Origin of the sequence: Scardovia inopinata JCM 12537, assembly GCF_001042695.1 — a bacterium.
In the GTDB taxonomy this organism is placed as follows: domain Bacteria; phylum Actinomycetota; class Actinomycetes; order Actinomycetales; family Bifidobacteriaceae; genus Scardovia; species Scardovia inopinata.
In genome coordinates this window covers 1687532-1711287 of record NZ_AP012334.1, presented here as the reverse complement: position 1 = coordinate 1711287, position 23756 = coordinate 1687532, and the positions used below count along the sequence as shown (strand labels likewise).

Genomic DNA, 23756 nt, shown 5'->3' with positions numbered 1-23756 from the left:
GACTGTCTGCGGGGATGGTGAAGGAATGGATCCTGCTCTGCTGGTTTCTGTATATGATTCACGGGGAGAAACGACAGATACTGTTGTCCTCGGTACTAATGGGATTTTACATTTGTATGCTGGTTCGACTCCTCAGAATCAGGGGGAGGCCCCTCTGATCGCAAAGGTGCACAGTGGTCGCCAGGGAATCAGGCTTAATTCCGAGAACGGTTACGCATTGAGTCGAATTCCGGCGCATTACAGGCGGGGTACTGTCGATAAGCAGGAAGGTCAGACAGATCAGAAAGGTCAGGAAGACCAGGCGGACCAGTCCGATCTGATTGATCAGGTTGATTCCCGTAATTTCGATGCTCCCAGCAGCGCAGGAAGCCTTGCTGTCGGTGAGGTTCATTCAGTTGAGCTCTCAGCCAGCCAATCGTCCATATACAAAGTAACCAGAACTGATAAGGAGCAGGCCAGGCAGCCTCAGTACACGAAGGATGGGCGGGAGACTGCTCCTGGCAGGCCCATGTATATTTATGTTCGCCCCAGTGATCAAGGTTTCAGATCATACCGCAAACTTGCTGTTACATCCCATCGCAGAATTTTGATAGGATCCGGCAGCAGCGCCGATATTCAGTACTCTCACCCCCTGGTTTCCTCAGAAAGCTTTACTCTTCAGCTGCAGAGGAATACTTTTATTCTTCACCCGCTGACAGGGCAAGATCCTGTTTTTATTAACGGCATGGCTGTTTCCCCTGCAATGTCATACCGTCTGCAACTGGGAGATGTTGTTGTTGTGGCAGACTTAACTCTGGCCATAGGGAATAAATTCCTCAGCCTCAACTCGCCGGCTGGCTTAGAAATAAAATCTTCTGTGTCGGATCTTAAACCTCTGTTTCATAAGGAACTGGTGAATTCCAGTCCGGAAGTTTCTTCTTTATCCGATTCGGAGAAAAGGGAAGAAAGTTCGGATCAGGATTTTTTTGCTCCAGCTCCTCGCTTGATGCAGAGCGTTCATCAGCGGTCCTTCAAATTGGAATCCCCTCCCCAGAAGGAAGCAGAAAAAACCAGCCCGGCAATAATGCAGTTGGGGCCTTCCTTCCTTATGGGAGTCGCATCAGTTTTTATGATTGTATCAACGATTTCACGGCTGCAGAACGGCGACGGGATTATGTCTGTTCTGCCCACTATTGCTATGGCAGCCGCTATGGTGGCAGGAATGATAATCTGGCCCATTATCAGTAATTTTTACGATAAACACCGACGCAAAAGAGCAGAAGAGAAACGAGTCAGCCGGTTCACTGATTATTTGAATAGGGTAGAGGTGGAGCTGCGCAAAGAGAGCGATAAGCAGGCTGAAATCCTCAAGCACAACAGGATTGAGCCTCACACTATCATTGATCGGGCTCTGACCAGATCCCCGGAGCTGATGAACCGCAATACTTCTCACAGCGATTTTATGGAACTGAGGCTGGGGATTGGTAATGAAGAGCTCCAGGCGAATATAACGTACCCGGAGAATCGCTTTACCTTGGATAACGACCTCCTTTTTGATCGTATTTCTCTGATGAAAAAGAACAGGCCGGTTATTTCTCAGGTTCCTGTGGCTTTGGATTTATACCATAATCATGTTGTTGGGGTCATAGGGGAACGGCCTCTGGTCTGGTCAGCCCTGCGGGGTCTTATGGTTCAGGCAAGCGGTTTATATTCATACAATGATGTCAAGATTATTCTTATTGCTAATGGGCAGGATTCTCAGGAATGGGACTTTGCCCGCCGCCTTCCTCATCTCTTCTCTGACGACCGGCAGCTGCGCTTCTTGGCCTGTGAGCCGGAAGACATGATTCGGGTAGACCACTTTCTTCAAAAACTGTATGATGAGCGCTCGGGCAGGCAGAACCGGCGCTCTCAGGCAGATTTTGGAACTTTTTATCTAGTCTTTTGTACTGACAGAGATTTGGCTTCCCGGTCGCCTGCCCTGTCTAAATGGACTCATACAGCAGCAGATATGGGGGTTTCAGTTATTTTCAGCGCATCCAGCCTGCGTTCTCTGCCTAGTGAGTGCAGCACAGTGGTGCAGATTACCGATCCGGAATCAGACGCTTCCCAGGGGAAATCCTCCATTTTTCTGAAGGATGACGTTGATGGGACTTCGCGGGATTTCTCCTGTGACATCATGCTGGACCCTCGGATATGCGAAGACTATGCTCGAGCTTTAAGCGGGATTAAATTGCGCAGAGCAGGAGGGAAAAACGCAGGATTTCCTCAGTCTCTGGGTTATCTGGATATGTGTCGGGTAGGAAATGTTGGTGACCTGAACGTGGCTGAGCGCTGGAGGACTCACGATGCCAGCCGAACACTGGCTACTCATATTGGTCTGGATGCCCAGGGTCAGCCTTTTGTTCTGGATCTTCATGAAGATTCTCACGGTCCGCACGGGCTTATTGCCGGTACCACCGGTTCTGGAAAATCTGAGTTGATTATTACTTATATTCTGTCTATGGCCCTGGATTATGCTCCTGACGAGGTCGCTTTTGTTCTCATCGATTATAAGGGCGGAGGCCTGGCAGGAGCCTTCGCTAACGGCCGCCATACTCTTCCTCATTTGGCTGGAACCATTACCAATCTGGATGGATCTGCCATTAACCGCTCTCTGGCTGCTATACAAAGCGAGTTGGAGCACCGGCAGAGGCTTTTTAACAAGGCCAGAGATGTTACCGGTGAACCTACTATGGATATTTATAAATATTTGTCTTACTACAGGCAAGGAGTTGTCACTGACCCCATGCCGCATTTATTTATTGTTGCTGATGAATTTGCTGAGCTCAAGCAGCAAGAGCCTGATTTTATGGATGAACTCATCTCTGCTGCCCGCATTGGTCGTTCCCTGGGAGTCCATCTGATTCTGGCAACTCAGAAGCCCACTGGTGTGGTTAATGATCAGATTTGGAGTAATTCTCGTTTTAAAATCTCCCTTAAGGTGGCAGATTCTGCTGATTCCAAGGAAATGATCCGGCGTCCGGATGCAGCGGAACTAAAAAATCCAGGCCGTTTTTACCTTCTGGTAGGTTATAACGATTACTTTGCCCAGGGGCAGAGTGCCTACACTGGTGTTCGATATTCTCCTCAGAGTGAGTATGAGGAACATCATGATACTATCGTCACTCTTATTGGTAATACTGCTGAGCCACTTGCTTCCCTCAGGCCGCAGAAAAAGGACGGCGCCTCCCAGCAGACCGAGCTCGATGCAGTTCTGGAGCAGTTGGGACAGACTGCAGACGATATGAAGATTCATGCCCATTCCCTCTGGCTTGATCCTCTTCCTAATCAGATGAGCGTAGAAGAATTCAGGCGAAATTATGCCCGTTTGTGGGAGCAATCTGCCGGATCGCCTCAGGGCAAGGCAACTGGTCCTAAGACTGCTCCTGGTACAATCACTCCTGGTACGGTCACTCCCGGTTCCTGCATTGCCACCATTGGTATTATTGATGATCCCAAGAGGCAGAATCAGCATCTGCTCCAGATTGATTTTCCCCAGATTGACAATTTGATAATTTATGGGCAGACCTCCTACGGAACGGAAAGTATGGTGTCTACCATTGTTGATTCCCTGGTGAGGGACTACCGGTCTGACCAGATCAATCTCTATGCTCTGGATATGGGGGATGGCACTTTGACTGCTTTTAATGATGCCCCTCAGGTGGGTGGAACCGCTGTTATTGATGATAAAGAGCGGGTCATTAGCCTAATTCATTTTATTTCCCGTACTATTGCTCATCGCCGCCGCCTTCTGAATAGTCTGGGGGAACGGTATGAAGACTATATTGCTGAAGATAGGGCAGGCTCTGCAGATAATCTCGGTTCCGGTACAGACCCCACTGCTGGGATCACTTATGAAACCAGTCCTGCCGATAGTCAGCGAGAGCCTCTTCCCAGAATTGTTGTTGCCCTGACTAACATTGCAGCCTTCAATGAAGCGTATCCTCAATTCTCTGACATGCTTACTGAGATGGTTCATGAAGGCCCCCGCTACGGGATTCATTTTGTGGTGACGTCGACTAATTTCAACCAGGTGAATTGGCGTCTTCGAGCACTTTTTGGGCTTTCTCTGGTGACTGCCTTCAATAATGATGATGATTATGGCGGAGTTTTGGGCAGTATGGCAGGAACAACCCCACCCAGGCACTACCTGCGTGGTTTGCTTTTGGAGAATAATGAGAAGCATGAATATCAGGCAGCAGATGCTGGAACAGGCAAACAAATTCGGGAGCGGTGCAGGCAGCTGAGCCGTAATTCTTCCGGAACTTCTGCTCCTGAGATTCCTCGCCTGCCAGGCCTTGTCACCCCTGATCTCATGGTTCCTGCTGTGCAGGAAGAGCGGGATATTCCTCTGGGATATGACAAGCAGGAAGTTTATCCCTTGGCTGTTGATGGCCTCAAGGCTCCTGCTTTCATTATTACTGGTAATGATGCTGAGGCTCTTAATTCCTTCGCCCGCGGTTTGGGAGGGACTCTGGCTTCTGCTGCTGGAGGGAGAATCCATCGGGGAGTTCTGATTGTGGATTCCCTGCGGCTCATGCGGGACTTGCCGCAGGATAGTGAGAACTTCCATATCGCTACAGATATAAGTGATATTGCTGATAGGCTGGAAGCTGTCTGTTCCGGAACTGCTCAGCCTGCTATGGTTCTTTTTACCGATATACTCCTGACTCTGTCTCAGCTTCCTGCTCAATCGCGAAACCGGGTGACTTCTTATATTGAGAACGGAACTTATAAAGATACAACAAATCTTGTTCTTATTATGGAACGATGGCGGATTGAAAACACCTATGATGCCTGGCTGAAGGCGGTACGGGCTAATCCTCAGGGATTGTGGATAGGCGAAGGTATTAAGCAGGAATCCATCTTCCCCAATTCCAATATGCCGGTTGAAATGAACCAGGCTCAGGCTCAGACTGATGGATGGGTTTTTTACCGGGGCGGCAGGCATTCCATCAGGGTTATTCACCGGGCGCCTGACAGCGAAGGAGGGCAGCAATGAGAGACGATTTTATGGTTTTGAATATTTTCCTCCCTGCTGCCCGCCGCAGCTATGAGTTTCGAGTACCGGTCAGCATGACTGTGGGGGAATCGCTTGTACTTATTGCCGATCTTATGGCTTCGGTTCAACCGGAGTTTTACCAGAATAATCAGGAGGCTGATCTGATCATTCAGCAGGCTGGCCCTCTTCAGGGGCTGATGCTGAACCCTCGTGAAACTTATGCTGCCTTGGTTGATCGCGGGCTGCTGTCTTCCGGAGCTCAGCTTGTGCTGGTATAAAGTCCGGGAAGTTTCCGGTTTCGAAAGCAGTATGTTGACTTATCTGTCCATCTGCTTTACAGCTGCAGAATTCTTGCGAATGACCATACCCTTTTATCAGCCTGATAGGAATCCTGCCCAATCCTGCTCAATACTGCCCAACAAAAGGCTCCTGACTGTCCTGTTGCTCTCCGCTATTTCCCAGGATTCTTATCTTTATTTAGTTAGTAAATTTGAGCTCGTTGCCACATTTTGGTATAATGAAAAAAGCGCAAAAGTAAGAAAAGAGAAAGGGTCTTTATGGATGACAACCAGAAGCAGATCCAGGGCCAGATTGATAATTTAGCTACTAGCAGAAACAACTTGCAGTCTCAGGTCTCCGGCCTGCAGTCTCAGGTTGATAGTCTGAATGCTCAAATAGCGGATCTGAATAGTAAATTGGTTACTGCCCGTACCTTCCGCAGCGATGTGGATACGTCATTTGCACCAAAGAAAACTGATCTTCAGAATGAGCTGGAGAACGGGGTGTCTTTGCTGCAGGATGCCGTAGACGACAGTTCGGCTGGCTCTACTCTCAAAGAGCACAATGCTGATATTGATTCCAAGATTTCTGCCGTTACCTCTGCTGTTGATAAACTGATCAGCCGGCTGGAATCACAAATAAGCACTTTGAGCAAGAGCCTGAGCTCTGCCCAGTCTTCTCTGCAGTCAACTCAGAGCCAGCTTGATTCTACCCAATCTCAAATAAATTCCCTATCCGATCAGATTAACAGTTAACTGACATGCAGACGTTAACTTCAGAAGAGTAAAGGTCAGGTATACAGATGGCAGATCCGAAGACTTCAGGTGAAATTAAAATCACTCCGGATGATATTAAACAGTACGGGGATAGTTTTGTTACTAACGCAGGCGTTATTAAGGCTCTTGGGGAGAAAGATGGAAGCTTAAATTCGGCTCTCAGCGACTGCGAGGGAGCCGCCTATGAGGCCCTGGTAAATCGGCTTAAGCAGGTGAGCCAGGCAGCAGATAATATTCACCAAGGTTTGTCTACCTATGCAGACAATTTGAACAATGCAGCTGTCTCATTCGAAGGCGTGGATGCCTCTATTTCTCACAAGTATGGCTCGGATGCCGGTGACAATTTCAAAGGTGAGGGCGGCTCCAATATTACGCGGGGTCGTCATCATGACCGGAGTACTGATATCTCTGTTGATGAAAACGGAGTTTCTGTTGATAACAAGGATAACTATAACCGTAAAAACGGTGAGGGTGAGTATCAGGAGAGTCGGTCATCCAACACAACAGTTAACAATAACGGTGTTTCGCATTCGGAATCTAGGTCCGCTTCTCATACTCCTAAGCAGAAGAAAGGAAAGTAAGGCATACCTATTGTTGGCAGAAGCGTAAATCTTATAGTAAGGAGCTACTAATGTTTCGACTTAATACCACGGGTCTGAAGGAGGTGTCGCAGAGCGTCACCAGTGCTAAAGACAGGTATGGATCACAATTTGACAGTGCCAGAAAACAGAACATTTCAACGCTCGAAGGACAAAATGGCTGTTGGGCGGCTCAGGCAGAAAATTCCTATACTCTGGTTGATGTTCAGATGACCAGTTTTAGGGCAGCCTATGAGATTTTTGCCACGGACCTGGCTCAAGCTGCGACTGATGCAGTTGATTCAGTGCAGGCAAAATATAAGGCACTATTTTCTGCCATAGGGACAGACCCGCAGGACGAGACAAAAATCAAATGCAATCCAGACAGCAATTTCGGTAATGTTATGGGTGACGCAGCAACTGCAGCTGACTCTTTTACAACTGAGGCTTCAGATCTATCTGGTCAAGCTGCTGGGCTGGATAACGAGCAGGGGGAGAGAGATGAGGTTATTGCAGCCCTGGATAATATCCAAAGGTACACGAAAGCTCAGGCAGATTCTTACCGCTCAATTCAAGATTCCTGGACTGCTTTGAGCTCTGCCGTCAGAGATTTTGATGGTCAGTATTCTTCCAAATTCTCAGGAGATTTTGTTACCGCTGAACAGACTCAGCAGGCACGGCAGGATGTAGCCCGGGCCATCCTAGGTAGCCTTATGCTGTCATCGGAGGGAAGCGCCTCAGGCAGCACAGACAGCAATTATACAGATGTAAGCACTAAGGGCACTGTCTCTATTGATGAAAACGGGAAAATATCTATGGATGGTGAAGCAGAAGCTGCTTATCATTTATGGAATGCCCAAGGAAATGCTTCTGCAAGCTTGAATTTATTGGGAATAAATTCAAGCGCTGATGCCAGTGGCGAAATCGATATTTCTGCCGGAGCAAAAGCAAAGGGATCCATCAGCAACATGGGTGCATCAGGTGAAGTTTCCGTTCATGCTGGTATAAAGGCATCCGGCGATGCCAGCATTAATGTTGGGAACAACCTTCCCTTCGGTGGCGTTGGTGTATCTGCCCATGGCGAGGGTGAAGTTGGCGCTGATGCGGCCGCTTCAGGACAGTTTGGCTACAATCCAGATGATGATTCTGTTGGTGTTGGTGCCCATGCAGAGGCCTTTGCAGGAGCGAAAGCTGAGGGAAGCGTGAGCGGAAGAATCGGGCCGCTGTCCATCACCGGCGATGCTTCTGTTCGGGCTGGAGCTGGGGCGGACGCTGATGCCGGAATTAATTTTAAGGATGGCAAGCTGAATATTAATCTTGGTGCCAGCGCGACTGTTGGTGTTGGGGCAGGCGCTCACGTTTCAGCATCGTTGGATATTGGTTCTGTTGCTGATGAAGCAACCAACTTTATCGGCAGTTTTTTCCATTAGACTGCAACAGTTTACAATAGTTTTATACAACGGAGGTTCTTATGACACATTTTCCTGATACCGCAACAGTGGATATTCCCGGTTTTTCTTTCGAGTTGCCTCAAGGCTGGGAGATTATCCATCCAGACCGGGTGCTTTTCTGCCTTATCCACCAGCAGCCAGGCTTCTCGCCCAACACCGTGGTGGCCCTGGAAAGGCGGAGCGCAGACCTGACAGGTGAGACCTTGATGGGTGAAATGAGTCAGTATGTTGCCAGCCTGAAGAACTCTCGGATTACCGCCCAGCAGGGAGGGACCAACAGCCGGGGACAGGACTGGAACATTATTGAATATATTTATGATCATGAAATTGGTACTTTGGCTGGATCTTTGGCCATCCTCACCGTTAAGCACGACGGGGTGGCAGATACTTATCGTTTCCATTCCACTGTTACCGGACAGACTGCTGCCCAGGATCTGCGGACTATCCATGAGTTCCTAGAAACTGTCACCCTGGATAAGGAGGAAGCCGAAAGATAATGCACAGTACTTTATTTTTCCTGTCAGCTTTACCTGCCCTCTCTGCCAAGGAACACGTTAACCTGCCTGGCTGGGGGAGAGCTTTAATTATTGCGGGTTTTGTTCTGATCATTGGCGGCGCTCTGGTCCTTGCCGGTTACGCTGTGTACCTTCACCTTAAGGGGAATGATGTCAGGGTTTCCCTGGGAGCAAAAAAAGCCAGAGAGGTTGCCACCAGCCGGGGTGGCCGTTTTATGGCCAGCGTAGGCAGGGCCTTGAGCGGAAGCTATTCCCAGGTGCAGGACAGGCACAGCCGGTCTCATTTTGTGGCAATGAATGATAAATTCGAAGAATTCTGCCGGGCTAAGGGAATCTGGGTTCCAGCCGATAAAGAGCCGTTTGCTTCCGGGAAAAACAGGTATTTGCTCAATTATGTGGAAATCCCCCGACCCTACGGTAACCTTGCCGCCTATGAGCTGCGCTATGATGACCCGGTTGTGGACTGGCATTTAGCCATGGTCTATGACATGGCCCTGGACCAGCAGGCTGCTGCCGGGCAGGAAAACGAAGACAGGCAGGCCCTCTGGAATAGTCTTTCCCAGCGGGTTTGGGCCCAGCCTCCGCAGGAATTAATTGTGGGGAACCATCACCTCCTCTTCCTTATTGACGGACTGCCAACTAAAATCAACGATCATTTTGAGGCCCTCCTATCTCTCAGCTAGGTTCTTTGCAGAAGTTGACAGTAAGCACAGGACAATAAACACAGGATCAGACAGAGAATTTTATGGCAAGCTGACAGCAAGCCTTCAGTGGAAAAAGGACAGTAAGTAAGTGAAAGTGAGAATAGTCAGAGACTGGCGCTCCCGGTCCCGAACCATCAAGGTTACTCTGACAGGCAAGGAAAAAATTAACTATTCCCTGGCAGAGTGGCTGCGGCAGGCGCGCCTTCCTTTTCTCCCTCCTTTTACTTACCAGCTGAAGGGGGAGTCTGCTGTTTTCCTCTACGACATCACCGGGGCAATTAAGCTGAAAACGTTCCTCAAGGCAAGAATTTCCACAGATCAGTACGGGAGGCTTATTCGGTCTATTGCCGATGTTATGGATACCTGCACCAGCCAGGACGCCTCTGCGGAAAATGTCCTCTGGAATAAACGCTATATTTATATGAATCAGCCCGACTCTCTTCCTCTTTTCGTCCTTGTTCCCGGTAAGGGATTGGCCCAAGGTCGTCCCAGTGTCCACGATTTGATGATGTATCTGAGCGAGTCCTCTCGGATTCATTTCCCCAATGAAGAGGATAAGGTCAAGGTTGAGATTGTTCGGGACTATATATGGAGGAATCCTACTTTTTCTTCTGTCGCTATGCGGGATTGGATGCTGACTAGGGGGGTGATTGGCAAACAGGAGGCAGACCTAGATCTGGCCAGCTTGTCAGAAGCCAGAACCGGGGATGCAGTATCGAGTGAAGATCTTTCTGCCTCTGGTACAGAAAGTCTGGAAAGAACTCAGGCCGGGCAGGCTTCCCACAAAGTTGACGACGGTCAGAATTGGGCAGCTTTAGCATGGGATCCGGTTCAGACCATGGCCGGGGGCGGTAGTCAGGCTGGCGGCTCCGGCTCTTCTTTCGATGACGCTGCTTCCACTCCCATTGTTGATTCTTCCTCCCTAACTTCATCTGGAGTAGGTGTTTCCGGTGCGAGAGGATTTGCAACAGGTGCATTTGCGGCGCCTTCCCCGCCTGAGGCGACGTCACCTTCCGACACGGCCCCTCTTCCTACTTTCATTATCAGACGGGTCAGTGATGGGATGTCAGTCCGGCTATCTGCTTACCAGGCTTCCATCGGTCGCTCACAAAGAGCCGATGCTTCTTTTAGCGGAACCAATACTATGAGCAGGGTTCACGCTTGGGTGGAATATGTGGGACCTGATTCCTTTGCCCTCGTAGATAACAAGGCTCCCAACGGAACGTTCATCCGAGGAGTTAGGCTGCCCTCCGGCAGCAGAACAATTCTGAAAAGCGGATCAGTTTTTAGCCTGTCAAGCGTAGAGTTCCAGGTGATCCTCATCCCACCCATTCCACCCGAAGGGCAAAACAGAGGAACAGAGTATCGGCAGGACAACATTAACCGGGATCAGGAGGGGGTCTATGGCACAGGAAAATGACATTATTGGAGACCGCTATCGGATAATTACCCAAATTGGCCTTGGCGGAATGTCTACTGTTTATCTGGCTTTAGACAAAACTCTCAATAAACAGTGGGCAATCAAGGAAATTAAAAATATTGATGACCCCCGCAAGAGGGAGGTCATTGTACGCAGCTTGGTAGAAGAAGCAAATCTCATCAAGGATTTCGATCATCCTGCTATTCCTCGCATTGTCGACTTAATTGATGATCAGAACAAGCTGTATGTAATCATGGACTATATTGAAGGTGAAACTCTGACCAATCGCTTCCGGCGCCAGGGGCCCTGCAGTCAAAAAGATGTAGTGGACTGGGGGATTCAGCTCTGCAGCGTGCTCGATTATCTTCATCGCAGAAATCCGCCGATTGTTTTTGCAGATATGAAACCGTCCAACGTTATGGTTAAACCGGACGGGACGGTTATGCTTATCGATTTTGGGATTGCCCACCGCATGGGGGAGGATTTAGGACATTTGTCCTACGGAACTCACGGAGTTTTTAATTTGGGTACTCCCGGTTATGGGGCTCCTGAACAGTTTGCGATTAACAAAAAACTGGATACCCGTTCTGACGTATATTCTCTGGGCATGACCCTGCATTTTCTCTTAACGGGGTCGGATCCCCGGCAGGAGGTTCAACCTATCAGGCAGTACAGGCCGGAGCTGTCTGAAGGGCTGGAGAAGGTCATAGATAAGGCAATTGAAAAAGATCCGGACAAGCGGTTCCAGAGCTGTGCTGAATTTGCCTATGCCTTGAGGCACTATCAGGAAGAAGATCGGGCTCATCACAGGGTCCTCCTACTCAAGTGGCGGTCTTTCCTGTCCGCGGTTATTGCAGCTCTTGTCTGCCTGGTTCTTGGGGGCGGGGCTTTGATTGCGGAAAATGTTACCCGCAATAACAGTTTTGACTATTGGATGAGTCTGGCTGAACATGAGCTTGATGACGAGCAGGCAGAGGCTTACTATCTGCGGGCCAGCAACCTGCAACCTGATTCCATCAAGCCTTATGAAGGCCTGCTTAACCGGTATAGGAATGATGGAAAGTTCACCCACCAGGAAGCAACCCAATTTCTGGAGTCGATTCAGGACCATGAGATTAGCTTGAAATCACGGCAAATTCAGTGGGCCCAACTTTCGTATGACACAGGGCTTATGTACTGGTTCTATTACCAGGGTCCTCAGTCTTCTTCAGCTTCTTCTGACAGCTCCTCACTTCAGTATGAGCGGATTCGTTATGCCGGACAGTGGATGCAGGATGCTGCTGCAGTCAAGAATTTCTCCCGCCAGCCTCAAGCCCGGGTTTATGCAGATATAGCATCTTTCAATAGCAAAGTAGTGCCCCAAATAGTTCAGGGTACAGATAAAGGTCAATTTAAGATTTATTTTGGTAAAATTCAGGGTCTTATTGATATCGCCAGCGAAAGCAGGAACGAAGTCATGAGATTCAATGTTGCTCAGTTTGTGGAAAGCGTCTTGAGCACATATCCTCGAAAATTTAGGGCAGATGGTATTTCTCAGCAAGATATGCTCAATCTGGTGGATCACTCTGTTGCTTTAGCCAGAAATACTGCCTCAACCTCGACATCAGGCGATGAAATAAAGCAGAATATTCTCCGGCAGGAAAACGACGCCAAACAATCTATTATCAATGGGTTTATTGATTCCAGAAAGGTAGGAAACTGATGAAACCGGATACCTGGCATACTCTGGCACTTGTTTTCTTCTGCCTTGCTGCCGTATTGGCCTTGGTAGCCCTGACACTTTTCTTTCTTCTGAAGATTCCTTCCGTCCGCAATACTTTAACTGGGAAAACTGCAGAGAGGGAAATAGCCCAATTGCGCCACACCAGGCATGAGCTATGGCGGGCGCAAGAATCCGCATCTGGATCGAGTGACAATTCCCACAATAAACAGGAAAACCAGGATGGATCCATCGAAGTTCGTATGGTCAGCCCTGCTCTTGGCGAGAGCCAAACTGTTATAGCAGATGAATCAGAGACTGTTCTTTCAGCCCCTGATAAGGGGATAGAGAGAACAGCTGAGAAAGATAAGGAAAGCAGGGGATAAGATGAAGACTTATATCAGCAGCCGTATTCAGAAGGCGGTACGAAAAAGGAAAAACAAGCGGTTCGTTCTCGGGCTGAGTATTTTCTTGGGGATTCTCCTGATCATTGGCCTGACACTTATGACAAAAACTTTATCTTATGCAGCTGCCGATGACCCGGGAATTGTTGCAGTCCGTCTGACTGCTGCCCAGACTGGCGCCGATCCAGCCAACGATCCTGACTTTGAAACTGACACCGGTACGGGAACAGCTGTGGGCCGTTACTTGCTTGCCCAGGAAAATCTCAAACTGAGAATCCAGATTGGGGCAGCCTCCCAGCTGACGGAAGCTAGAGCCAGCTATAAGTATACAACAGTAGATCATAAAGGGCGGTACAAGCAGGAATCGAACAGGGGCGACTCTGTGAAGCTTCAGGAGGATACAAGGGCAACTGTCAGCGGTGACAGCAAAGTTCTTCTCTTATCCTTGCCCCACGGTGGTATTTACCGGTTCGATCAGGTGACTTTTACCTTAACGTATAATAGCCGGAACCAAGCCGGGCAGAAGCAGGTTATTACTAAAACTCTTGCTGACCTGGTAAACGATTCTGCCCAGGTGGATCTTCCTGATGTCCTTAAAACCCCGGGGCTGGATTCCCTCCTGCTTACTTCTATGAACAGCGATGTATCTTTTAATTTGCAGGATGGCCAGGGTACAGATCTGGGCGATGATGCCTGGCTGGCTGCCTCTCAGGTGAAAGATGCCAGGCTGGTTTTGACTGTCAAGAACGATTATTTTTCCTGGGTGGAAGACTTCCGCAATGCCTGGCTGGATCGTGGTTCAGTGCAGGTCATCCGCCACAGCGACGAGACCAGGAAGGAGGCCCCGCTCGGTAGTTTTACAGCAGAGGGTAATGCAGATGAAGGGCTGACCTACTCCTACCGCCTGAATCAGTTTCAGTACCAGGGCCGCCTCTTCTTGGCAGATGGACCTTACACAATCGAGTTGAATGATGCAGGTGGAATCAGGAGTAGACTGCACCTGACCATTGATACTTTGCGTCCGCAGATTTCGGTAACTGTACCAGATAAATCCGACGGAAGCCTGGCTACTGGGGTGGCAATAGGGGGAAAGAAAGAGGATATTCTGGTTGTAAAAAATCAACCTCGTATTACCCTTACCCTGCAAGACAAAGGACGGATAGATCCCCAATCTCTAAAGATTACAGGAACCCGGCAGGCTGCTTTTAACAAGAAGGCTGAACCTGTGGATCTGACCCCCTGGCTTCGTCAGAAGAATCCATCAGACGGCCAGGACAGGGATAAGACTCTTACCTATGAGCTGACTCTGAAAGATGATGGTCTGTATGATCTGTCTGATATGTATCTTCAGGCATCCGATTATGCCGGCAACACCTTGACAACTAATAAGAAGGGTCTGGCATTGCTGAGCGTGGCATCGAATGTTTCCTATCAGTCGCTCTTGGTCACTACTCAGGAGGCAGCCCGTGAGCTGGTTCCCCATGTTGCTATCCTGCCTGCAGATAAACAGGTAGGGGTCAGGAAAACCGATGACACTACCTACTACCGGGGTGCGGTGAAGGAGAAAATTAGCCTGAAAACCAGGTGGCTGGAAGTTTATAAGCATATAGATTCCCTGAAACTCACTGTTCAGCAGCAGATCAAGGATAATCCGCTGCAAACAACAGCCGTCCCCCTGTCTGACCTGAAAGTTATCTCCTCTGATTCTTCAGATGACCCCGATCTGCTGATTTATGAGCGGACAGTCAAGGAAGAAGGAAAGTATCACATTCAGGCTGAGTTCTGGGGGCAAATCAGTCAAAAGGAATCTTTCCTCATCGATACCACGGCTCCAGCAGTGACCAGACTCAGCCTGGAGCCGGCAGGAAAGGTCAAAGGGCAGTGGATTTTCAGTTCCAACCCTGTTACGGTGACCATTGAAGGGGTGACTGACTCCACTTCCGGATTGGAACCGGCCTCTGCCGTCTTTGCTTCCTATAATTCAATCAGGGGAAACAAGCAGGCTCCTCTTCTTCATCTGGCGTCTTCTCCGGGTTCGCATAATCACCAGGGCAGCATATCTTTCACTATTCGTGGCGGTAACCAGAGAATGACTTTTGCCGGTACTGTTCTTTTAATTTCTGATGAGGCCGGCAACCAAACCCTTATTAAGCTTTCTGATTTTATTAAGAATGATAAGGGAAAATCTCTTTACCCTTCAACAGTGAAAGAGCAGGAAATAAAGGGGATAGTGATTGATTCCCAGGCTCCTCGCCTGTCCATCAGCTACGACAATAATGCGGTCCATCATGGCAGGTATTTCTCTTCAGCTAGAACTGCCACTGTAACCTTGATTGACCCTATTTTTGACCTCCTGAAGAGTGCAGATCCATCTGCCAGGGTTGTGACAGTGACTCATGATGGGACCAAGCAGTCGGTATCGGCGGATAAATTTACGCCAATTCCCGGTCACCCGGGTTTGTGGGCGGCTCAGGTTGCCTGCCGCAGCGACGGTCAGTGGGAAATATCTGCTTCCCTGGTACACCCTACTGGCCTGTCCGCCAGCGCACAGTCGCCACTTTTCATTATTGATACGGTTAAACCCCTGGCTTCGCTGACTTTCAACAATAATGATTCTCGCAGCGGAAATTATTATAAGGCCAATCGGATTGCTCTCATCAGAATTTCTGACAGGAATATCAATCTGGCCGCTACTCATATTGTGGTAACGGCTAAGGATCAGAACGGGAAAGTTTTACCTGCCCCTGCGGCCAGCGCCTGGACGGTGACTTCCTCTCCTGACAGCAAAGAGAAGATCTATTCGGCCACAGTGGCTTTTACTCAGGAATGCCACTACACCATTTCCCTTTCGTCGTCAGATTTTGCTGACAACAGCTCTCAGAAGCTGACAGAGCCTGAATTTATCATCGATAAAACCCTGCCGGAGCTCACCATTGGCAAAGTGGCAGATAAAACTGCATACGCGGATCATATTGCTCCCCGTATTCTGTCAACCGACAAGAACCTGGATTCAGCTTTGACTACATATCAGCTTACGGCCTCCCATCATTCCGGGACCATGATTTTCTATCCCCAGGTGCATAGAACCAGTACTAGTCAGGAAGTTATCTATGGAGATTTCCCCCACGAGCTTAAGTATGATGATCTTTATACTCTGACTGCGTCGGCTGTGGATAAGGCTGGGAATGCGGTTACCAGGAAGCTTGTTTTTTCGGTAAATCGGTATGGGTCTGTCTACTCCTTTGATCCAGTAACTCAGTCTATGCGCGGCCGCTACCTCAAGAAAGCCAGGTCGGTGACCATTACAGAAACCAATGTCAGCGGCCTGCTGAAAAATTCGGTCAGAATCAGTCTGGCCAAGGATTCGACCCTGGTCACTTTGAAGGCTTCCCAGTATTCACTCAAAACCAGCAATGACAAGGGATGGTCACAGACCACCTATACTCTGCCGGCTTCCCTCTTCTCATCTGATGGCTACTACCGGATTCGGCTCACTTCCCTCGATCAGGCTGGCAATCTGGCGGAAAATACCATGAGCAACAAGTCGGCGGACAGAAAAGCAGCCGCTGAAGTTAACTTCGCTGTGGATGCTCATAAGCCTACTGTGTCAGCCCTGGGAATCCATCAGGGAAAGGTTTATTATGCTCCCTCGAAGGCATTTACCATTCTGGCTGGGGACAACATGTCCACAAAATCAGTGAACCTGTATATAGATGGAAAGAAGGTACAGACCTGGTCCAAGAGGGATTTCCTGAGCAACCAGCCCACTTATACTCTGAAAGCTGATGGGCACAGGCATACACTTACCCTTGCAGCCGTCGATCAGGCTGGAAATAAGCAGACAGTGTCCTACCGCGGGGTCATGATAGTCAGCGATTGGTGGCAGTATGCGGTTAATACACCTGAGGTGATGAACCGCCTGGTGACCGGGGCAATTTTTGCCCTGGCCCTGCTAGCTGCCCTTCTGGTTCTGCTGGCGTACAGGCACAAGGCGAATAAGAACAAGCGAAACCCCTTCCACCACAGCCGGAAGTAAAATTTCCCGGGTAAAATTTCCCGGGTAAAATTCCTGGAGGCTGGTGACACCTGTCTCTTGACGCGATAGGATAAAAACCATGAATAGTATGAATACCGAGACTAATGCCACCGTGGGAGATACTCAGGAGAGAGGGACAACTGCAGGAGAAGGGCAGAATTCTGCGGAGAGTTATCCTCTCAAGGTTGCAGTGGTTGGAGCCGGACCGGCTGGTGTCTATACGGCAGATATTCTTCTGCGTCAGCTGAAGCAGTCGGGAGCCCGGCTTGGCCTTCCGTCTGATGCTTCCATTGATCTGTTCGAAAAGCTGCCGGTTCCCTTTGGCCTGGTCCGCTATGGGGTTGCTCCTGATCATCCTGCTATCAAATATATTATGGGGGCATTGGAAAAAACGCTGAACAATCCCCATATACATCTTTATGCAGATGTTGAGTTTGGCAAAGACTTATCGCTGAAGGATGTAACTGACCGCTACGATGCTGTCATTTTTGCCACCGGAGCTGTTGAAGACCGGCCGCTGACCCTGAAAGGCCATGATCTGCGGGGAGTTTATGGGGCTGCTCGGTTTGTAGAGTGGTACGATGGCTACCCTGATGCACCCCGGTTCTGGCCGCTGGATGCTGAGCAGGTTGCTGTCATTGGCGGAGGGAACGTGGCAATGGATGTGTCCCGTTTCCTGGTCCGCTACCCTGAAGATCTGCTGGGAACCGACATCCCTGACAATGTGTACCAGGGTCTGGAGGGTAATAAAGCCCAGGAAGTTCATGTTTTTGTCCGCAGGGGAGTTGCTCAGGCCAAGTTTTCGGTTCAGGAGCTCAGAGAGCTGGAGAAGCTGCCCGGAGTCCGGATTGTGACTGATGATAATGATTTCAATATGGATGAAGCGACCCTGGAGGTGGCGGCCCAGGATAAACTCACCCGGCAGATGGTGGAAGAGCTTTTTGCTGTTCACGATTTATCGCTTGACATGGAAGATGCCGGCGGCCTTGATTTTCAGGGGCAGAAAGCCAGGAGAACCTTCTACTTGCATTTTAATTCCAATCCAGTGGAAATTGTAGGCCAGGATGGAAAGGTGACTGCTCTTCGGGTTCAGCGCACAAAAACCAGCCCGCAGGGTCAGATGACAACCACTGACGATGTGACCGAGTATCCAGTTCAGGCTGTTTACCATGCCATTGGGTATAAGCCTGCACAGGTTGCAGGGATCCCTTATAACGATGCCCGCTATACGCTGACAAACGTGGGCGGGCGGATTTACAGCGCACCTGAAGACCAGGGAGGACATCCCCTTCCGTATGTTTATGCCAGTGGCTGGGCTAAGCGCGGACCTGTGGGCTTGATTGGATCCACCAAATCCGATGCTTTGGAAACAGTAGGGAAAATTCTTGAGGATTGGGCACAGTCAGGCACGGGCGGGCATGTTGCCCCGCATGGATCCGACACGATTGATGATCTGTTGGCTGAACGAGGCCTGTCTCCCCTTGATTACCAGGCCTGGAAGCGGATAGATGCCTATGAGCGGTCCCAGGGGGCTGCGGTTGGTCGCGAGCATATTAAGGTAATTGATTCTGATCAGCTCAGGGCAATTGGCCGGCAGGAATATCAGGGACAGTGAATCAAGGGCAGTGACTTCTTTTGCTATCTATCCGGCAGTCTATCCCACCATCTATCCCGCCGGCTTGCTTATTTCTGGCTATTTTTAGCTATTTTTGGAGCGTTTATTCTGCTTACTGCTATGCACTTGGGAATAAAGGAAAGGTAAAGTCATAAGAAGGCTGAAAGCAATCGTTTCCGGAAGCATATAGGATGAGTGACAGGCCTGGTAGATACTCCCATGGAAGAAAATAAGGATTCTTATTAAAGAATAAACAAGTACGTTTATTAATAATATCCCTAAAGTCTGTAGCCAATTTATAGATTTTTATCCGCTCTGTCCATGTATTTTCCATAATTGTGCACCAACCTATCCTAATTTGTTCATTTTACCACTTCTTATTCTATTAAATATTCTATTGAATTTATTTTATACACATAAACAGGGTATTTCTTGAATGGTATGAATGACATCCACTGTCTGAAAAAACGATGATGAAGGATAATGAAGAAATGCTAAACTTTAGGCAGACGGTATACTTGCATTCAGTAACCAGGTTAAATAACCGGGGTAATCGAAAACTGTAAAGGAATAGCATGATGACTACTCAGAAATTCCACGTTCATGGTCACGCCAACGGGCTGAAAACCATAACCCTTTTTGGCCTGATGTGGGCGGTTATTTTCCTTATCTGGTATGCAACCGGAGCCAGCAGATCATCGCTTGTTTATTACCTGATTATCGCAGTGGTTATGACCTTCAGCTCCTATTGGTTTTCTGACAAATTAGCTACCGCATCCATGGGCGCTAGAGAGGTTTCTGAGCAGGAAGCTCCTAATCTCTATGCCATTGTTCGTGAGCTCTCTTCTAAGGCAGGCAAGCCAATGCCGCGAATCTACATTGCTCCGACTCAGTCTCCCAACGCTTTCGCAACCGGCCGCAATGAACGTCATGCTGCAGTATGCTGTACCGAAGGAATTCTGCAGATTCTGAACTATCGGGAAATTCGCGGAGTTCTGGGGCATGAACTCATGCATGTATACAATCATGACATCCTCACATCATCCATAGCCTCAGCCATGTCCATGGTAATTACCTATCTGGGATATTCGCTCATGTATTTCGGTGGCTCAGACAGGGATAATGATCGCTCCAGCAGCCCTCTTGGTGCTCTCCTGGCCATGATTCTGGCTCCTATTGGCGCTTCGCTCATTCAGATGGCTATCTCCCGCACCCGGGAGTACGATGCGGATGAAGACGGCAGCAAGCTGACAGAAGACCCTCAGGCTTTAGCGGATGCCCTGCAGAAGATTGAAGCCGGGGTTAGCCGGGCTCCCATGAAGGTAAATAATTCCACCAGGACCATGTCTGCTCTTATGATTGCCAGTCCTTTTAATGCTGAGGCTGTAAGCCGGCTCTTCTCCACTCATCCTCCGACCGCAGACCGGATTGCCCGACTGGAAGAGATGCAGGCTCAGATGTATGGACAGTCTTCTCTGCAGCAGGGGCCGGTTTCTGAGCCCTATCTACAGCACTAGTTCCACCAGCTCTTTCTGAAGCAATCCCTGGAGCAGCCCTGTGGCATAAAGCGTGAGGTCGGACTCGCTGGTGTCGGCCGGTTCGTCCCTATGCTACACTGGTGTCGTTGCCTTGAATGCGAAACAAGTTGAGGACATAATCTTCAACTTTCTCCCGGCTTTTATCAGCTGGTTTGGCAACGATGTTTGTGCGGATGTAGTTCATAGGTAGAACGACAGCTTCCCAAGCTGTAAAGGCGGGTTCGATTCCCGTCATCCGCTCTTCTGGTAAGTCTCTATTTTTTAGTTGCAGCGTTAAAAATTCTTTTTTCTCTTTTTAATGAGACACTAACTGGCAGAGTTCCCTCTCTTTTGGTACATTGAGGACATGGAAGAAAATAGTAATAATACTTTTGAAGATGGGTCTGTAAACTATCAGAATACGGACCAGCAGCAGGGCTATGGGGTTTCCCAAACGTCGTTTGAGGGGACAGCAAGCACGGTAGGAGACCCAGCGAATGCTCCTTCTGCCAGTTCTTATGTGCCTGGACAGACTGCTCCAAATCCATCAGCTCCATCATCAGCTTCATCTGCCGCGTATAATCAACCTGATGCTGCTTCTTATGGAGCTCATTTCGGTGCTGATCAGGGAGGATATAATACTTCCTACGATGGGTATAACCAGCAGAATCCTTATGCTCAGCCTCAGAACCCGTATAGTCAGCCTCAGAATCAATATGCTCCACCACAGAATCCTTATGCTCAGCCGGGCCCGTATCCGTATGCTCAGCCTGGTCCGTATGCTCAGCCGATTGCGTATGCTCCTCAATTTGCTTATTTAGTCGGCACTCATTCCAAGCTTGCTGCCGGTCTTTTGGGCATTTTCCTTGGCTATCTTGGGGTTCACAATTTCTATTTGGGGAATACTTCCAAGGCTGTCGCTCAGCTTCTGTTGACCCTGATTGGATGGATTATCATTGTTGGTCCTCTTGTCTCTGGGATATGGGCTTTGGTCGAGGCTATCCTCATTCTTTCATCCAAGCCTGGCTCTCCCTGGCATCGCGATGCTGCCGGTTACGAGCTTCAGGATTAATTTACTGTAGAGTAGTTTCGGTAATTCTTGCTGATTTTTCCTGCGGCCAGTCAGTTTACGGCTCAGATTAGTCTGCCTCTTATCTTTTTGAGATAAAAGGCTTTTTCATGTAGTTCATGTGTGGGATAATAGGAATATGACTATTGCAACTCCGGAACGATACGCCCACATGCTCGATGAGGCTCGTAAGGGCGGATATGCATACCCTGCCATCAATGTAACCAGTACACAAACCTTGAATGCAGCCCTGCAGGGGTTTGCCGACGCTCAATCGGATGGGATTATTCAGATTTCTGTGGGATCTGCCGCTTATTTGTCCGGACAGCGAGTGGCAGACCGGGTTACGGGCTCTTTGGCCCTGGCCCGTTATGCTCATGAGGTTGCCGCACGGTATCCTAACAACACTATTGCTCTTCATACGGATCATTGCGCTAAGCAATATCTGGATGAATGGGTTCGTCCCCTGCTGGCTATTGAGCAAGAAGAAGTAGCAGGTGGCCATGAGCCAACTTTCCAATCGCACATGTGGGACGGATCTGCTGTGAGTCTGTCAGAAAATCTGGCTATTGCTGAGGAGCTCCTGGATCAGTCTGTTAAGGCTCATACCATTCTGGAAATTGAGATTGGCGCTGTCGGTGGTGAGGAGGATGGGGTTACCGGGGCTATTGACGATAAGCTCTATTCCACCCCTCAGGATGCTTTTGCCGTTGCTCAGCGTTTGGGAATGGGTGAGCGGGGTCGGTACATGGCCGCATTTACCTTTGGGAATGTTCATGGATCTTACAAGCCTGGCTATGTAAAGCTTAGGCCTGGTCTGCTGGGCAAAATTCAGTCTGAAACCCAAAAGGAAATCAATCAGGGGCTGATTTCTTCTCCCAGCCCTCAGGCTCCCGACGGCAAGCCTTTCCTCTTGGTTTTCCATGGTGGTTCGGGCTCTTTACCGGCGGAAATTGCTGAGGCTGTTTCTCACGGTGTGGTGAAAATGAATATTGATACCGATACTCAGTATGCCTTCACTCGTGCGGTGGCAGGGCACATGTTCAGCAATTATGACAAGGTGCTGAAAATTGACGGATCGATTGGCGACAAGGCTGCGTATGACCCCAGATCATGGGGTCGGGAAGCCGAGGATTCCATGGCAAAGAGGGTCGTAGAGGCCTGCATTAGTCTGGGCTCTGCCGGCAAGGCTTTACGCTGATAAGGCCGAGAGCGCTGAAAAACAGGTAATATGTCAATCGACTAGGAGATTGTCAGGCAGGAGCCGGCAGATAAGAGACCACGAAAGGGGATACTATGGCGGGAATTGTTCTTATTGGTGCCCAGTGGGGCGATGAAGGTAAGGGGAAGGCGACCGATCTCATAGGGACAAAGGTCGATTATGTTGCCCGCTTCAACGGGGGCAACAATGCCGGTCATACGGTAGTAGTCGGTGATGAGACCTACGCCCTTCACCTGCTTCCTTCCGGAATTATTAATCCTCAGGTAATTCCGGTTATCGGCAACGGAGTCGTGATTGACCTAGAAGTTCTTTTCCAAGAAATTGATGGCCTACAGGCTCGCGGCCTTGATTGCTCCCGGCTCCTAGTATCTGACAGCGCCCATATTATTGCCCCATATGACCGGGTGATTGACAAGGTTACAGAACGTTTTCTGGGCAAGCGTAAGATTGGCACTACAGGCCGCGGTATTGGTCCAACGTACGCAGACAAAATTAATCGAGTGGGTATTCGAGTCCATGATCTTTACCACCCAGACAGCCTGAGAGATAAAGTAGAGGCTTCCCTCCACCAGAAAAATCAGATGCTGGTCAAGCTCTACAACCGCAGAGCCATTGATATTGATCAGACCACCCAGGAGCTTCTGGCCCTGGGTGCCAGGCTAAAGCCTTATGTGGCTAATACCCAGCATGTGTTGAATGCGGCCCTCGACCAGGGGAAGACGGTCCTTTTTGAAGGCGGACAAGCCACTATGCTCGATATCGATCATGGCACCTATCCCTTCGTGACTTCATCCAATCCCACTGCCGGTGGTGCCTGTACAGGAACTGGTGTTGGTCCCACTAAGATAGACCGCGTTGTTGGTGTGTCCAAGGCTTACATCACCCGTGTGGGGGAGGGGCCTTTCCCTACAGAGCTTGATGGGCAGGGGGGAGAGTGGCTTCGGGCGCACGGCCATGAATATGGGGTGACCACTGGCCGTCCCCGCCGCTGTGGCTGGTTTGATGCTGTTATCAACCGGTATGCCACGGAAGTCAATGGTCTGACTGACATAGTGCTTACTAAGCTGGATGTTCTTACTGGTCTGAAAACTATCCCTATTTGCGTGGCTTATGAGGTTCAGAATGCCGACGGGACAGTCAGCCGGCATGAAAACATGCCGACCGACCAGGAAGCTTTTTCTACCGCCAGGCCAATTTATGAGTACATGCCCGGCTGGGATGAAGATATTAGCACTGTTCGCCATTTTGAGGATCTTCCTCGAACAACGCAGAATTATGTCAGACGGCTGGAAGAGCTGTCTGCCTGCAGGATTTCTGCTATTGGAGTCGGAGCTACCCGTGAGCAAATTATTTCTTTACACAGTCTGATTGATGATTAATGATGTGTTGCAGTACTGCTAAATAAGCACTGTCAATTACACCACCAGTTACACTACCAATAAGACGGG

Annotated in this window: 16 protein-coding genes and 1 tRNA gene; all 17 read left to right on the top strand. The window is 49.3% G+C overall.

Annotated features, from left to right (window positions below):
• The first annotated feature begins 25 nt into the window (after positions 1-25).
• The 17 genes from essC (at position 26) to SCIP_RS07000 (ending at position 23687) form a co-directional block, all read left to right on the top strand.
• On the top strand, positions 26-5023 hold the full coding sequence (gene essC, locus SCIP_RS07080) for a type VII secretion protein EssC (RefSeq protein ID WP_040590333.1): 4998 nt from the start codon (positions 26-28) through the stop codon (positions 5021-5023).
• Positions 5020-5301, top strand: a complete 282-nt coding sequence (locus tag SCIP_RS07075) for a hypothetical protein (protein WP_006292344.1) — start codon at positions 5020-5022, stop codon at positions 5299-5301. The genes essC and SCIP_RS07075 overlap by 4 nt, the downstream gene beginning before the upstream one ends.
• 279 nt (positions 5302-5580) lie before the next feature.
• Positions 5581-6057, top strand: coding sequence for a YwqH-like family protein (locus SCIP_RS07070; protein ID WP_006292342.1), 477 nt, complete (start codon positions 5581-5583; stop codon positions 6055-6057).
• A gap of 47 nt (positions 6058-6104) precedes the next feature.
• Positions 6105-6659: a WXG100 family type VII secretion target gene (locus SCIP_RS07065; RefSeq protein ID WP_006292341.1), complete on the top strand. Its 555-nt coding sequence runs from the start codon at positions 6105-6107 to the stop codon at positions 6657-6659.
• 50 nt (positions 6660-6709) lie between these two features.
• Positions 6710-8086 carry a hypothetical protein gene (locus SCIP_RS07060; protein ID WP_006292340.1) on the top strand — a complete coding sequence of 459 codons (1377 nt, stop codon included), beginning with the start codon at positions 6710-6712 and terminating at the stop codon, positions 8084-8086.
• Positions 8087-8127: 41 nt separating this feature from the next.
• The gene (locus tag SCIP_RS07055) at positions 8128-8604 is read left to right on the top strand and encodes a hypothetical protein (protein WP_006292339.1); all 477 of its coding nucleotides are present in this window, start codon (positions 8128-8130) and stop codon (positions 8602-8604) included.
• A complete protein-coding gene (locus tag SCIP_RS07050; RefSeq protein WP_006292338.1) occupies positions 8604-9305 on the top strand; it encodes a hypothetical protein in 702 nt (233 codons plus the stop codon). Before SCIP_RS07055 ends, SCIP_RS07050 begins: the two co-directional genes overlap by 1 nt.
• A gap of 109 nt (positions 9306-9414) precedes the next feature.
• Positions 9415-10746 carry an FHA domain-containing protein gene (locus SCIP_RS07045; protein WP_006292337.1) on the top strand — a complete coding sequence of 444 codons (1332 nt, stop codon included), beginning with the start codon at positions 9415-9417 and terminating at the stop codon, positions 10744-10746.
• On the top strand, positions 10730-12448 hold the full coding sequence (locus tag SCIP_RS07040) for a serine/threonine protein kinase (protein WP_006292336.1): 1719 nt from the start codon (positions 10730-10732) through the stop codon (positions 12446-12448). The genes SCIP_RS07045 and SCIP_RS07040 overlap by 17 nt, the downstream gene beginning before the upstream one ends.
• Positions 12448-12831 carry a hypothetical protein gene (locus tag SCIP_RS08385; RefSeq protein ID WP_006292335.1) on the top strand — a complete coding sequence of 128 codons (384 nt, stop codon included), beginning with the start codon at positions 12448-12450 and terminating at the stop codon, positions 12829-12831. Before SCIP_RS07040 ends, SCIP_RS08385 begins: the two co-directional genes overlap by 1 nt.
• Position 12832: 1 nt before the next feature.
• Positions 12833-16885 (top strand): Ig-like domain-containing protein, encoded by a 4053-nt coding sequence (locus SCIP_RS07030; RefSeq protein ID WP_050752347.1) that lies wholly within the window; start codon positions 12833-12835, stop codon positions 16883-16885.
• Positions 16886-16973: 88 nt separating this feature from the next.
• Positions 16974-18500, top strand: coding sequence for an FAD-dependent oxidoreductase (locus SCIP_RS07025; RefSeq protein WP_006292333.1), 1527 nt, complete (start codon positions 16974-16976; stop codon positions 18498-18500).
• Positions 18501-19078: 578 nt separating this feature from the next.
• The gene (gene htpX / locus SCIP_RS07020) at positions 19079-20017 is read left to right on the top strand and encodes a zinc metalloprotease HtpX (RefSeq protein WP_040590691.1); all 939 of its coding nucleotides are present in this window, start codon (positions 19079-19081) and stop codon (positions 20015-20017) included.
• A gap of 190 nt (positions 20018-20207) precedes the next feature.
• Positions 20208-20278 (top strand) — tRNA-Gly (locus tag SCIP_RS07015).
• A 106-nt stretch (positions 20279-20384) separates the two neighbouring features.
• Positions 20385-21089, top strand: coding sequence for a TM2 domain-containing protein (locus tag SCIP_RS07595; RefSeq protein ID WP_050752346.1), 705 nt, complete (start codon positions 20385-20387; stop codon positions 21087-21089).
• 136 nt (positions 21090-21225) lie between these two features.
• Positions 21226-22287: a class II fructose-bisphosphate aldolase gene (gene fbaA, locus SCIP_RS07005; protein WP_040590330.1), complete on the top strand. Its 1062-nt coding sequence runs from the start codon at positions 21226-21228 to the stop codon at positions 22285-22287.
• A gap of 95 nt (positions 22288-22382) precedes the next feature.
• Positions 22383-23687, top strand: a complete 1305-nt coding sequence (locus SCIP_RS07000; protein WP_006292329.1) for an adenylosuccinate synthase — start codon at positions 22383-22385, stop codon at positions 23685-23687.
• The last annotated feature ends 69 nt before the right edge of the window (positions 23688-23756 follow it).

What these genes read in the sequence shown, in the direction of transcription:
- essC (WP_040590333.1), top strand. Translation starts at nt 26, where the DNA reads ATGGATCCTGCTCTGCTGGTTTCTGTATATGATTCACGGGGAGAAACG.
- SCIP_RS07065 (WP_006292341.1), top strand. Translation starts at nt 6,105, where the DNA reads ATGGCAGATCCGAAGACTTCAGGTGAAATTAAAATCACTCCGGATGAT.
- SCIP_RS07025 (WP_006292333.1), top strand. Translation starts at nt 16,974, where the DNA reads ATGAATACCGAGACTAATGCCACCGTGGGAGATACTCAGGAGAGAGGG.
- htpX (WP_040590691.1), top strand. Translation starts at nt 19,079, where the DNA reads ATGACTACTCAGAAATTCCACGTTCATGGTCACGCCAACGGGCTGAAA.
- SCIP_RS07040 (WP_006292336.1), top strand. Translation starts at nt 10,730, where the DNA reads ATGGCACAGGAAAATGACATTATTGGAGACCGCTATCGGATAATTACC.
- SCIP_RS07055 (WP_006292339.1), top strand. Translation starts at nt 8,128, where the DNA reads ATGACACATTTTCCTGATACCGCAACAGTGGATATTCCCGGTTTTTCT.
- SCIP_RS07595 (WP_050752346.1), top strand. Translation starts at nt 20,385, where the DNA reads ATGGAAGAAAATAGTAATAATACTTTTGAAGATGGGTCTGTAAACTAT.
- SCIP_RS07030 (WP_050752347.1), top strand. Translation starts at nt 12,833, where the DNA reads ATGAAGACTTATATCAGCAGCCGTATTCAGAAGGCGGTACGAAAAAGG.
- SCIP_RS08385 (WP_006292335.1), top strand. Translation starts at nt 12,448, where the DNA reads ATGAAACCGGATACCTGGCATACTCTGGCACTTGTTTTCTTCTGCCTT.
- SCIP_RS07050 (WP_006292338.1), top strand. Translation starts at nt 8,604, where the DNA reads ATGCACAGTACTTTATTTTTCCTGTCAGCTTTACCTGCCCTCTCTGCC.
- SCIP_RS07075 (WP_006292344.1), top strand. Translation starts at nt 5,020, where the DNA reads ATGAGAGACGATTTTATGGTTTTGAATATTTTCCTCCCTGCTGCCCGC.
- fbaA (WP_040590330.1), top strand. Translation starts at nt 21,226, where the DNA reads ATGACTATTGCAACTCCGGAACGATACGCCCACATGCTCGATGAGGCT.
- SCIP_RS07000 (WP_006292329.1), top strand. Translation starts at nt 22,383, where the DNA reads ATGGCGGGAATTGTTCTTATTGGTGCCCAGTGGGGCGATGAAGGTAAG.
- SCIP_RS07060 (WP_006292340.1), top strand. Translation starts at nt 6,710, where the DNA reads ATGTTTCGACTTAATACCACGGGTCTGAAGGAGGTGTCGCAGAGCGTC.
- SCIP_RS07070 (WP_006292342.1), top strand. Translation starts at nt 5,581, where the DNA reads ATGGATGACAACCAGAAGCAGATCCAGGGCCAGATTGATAATTTAGCT.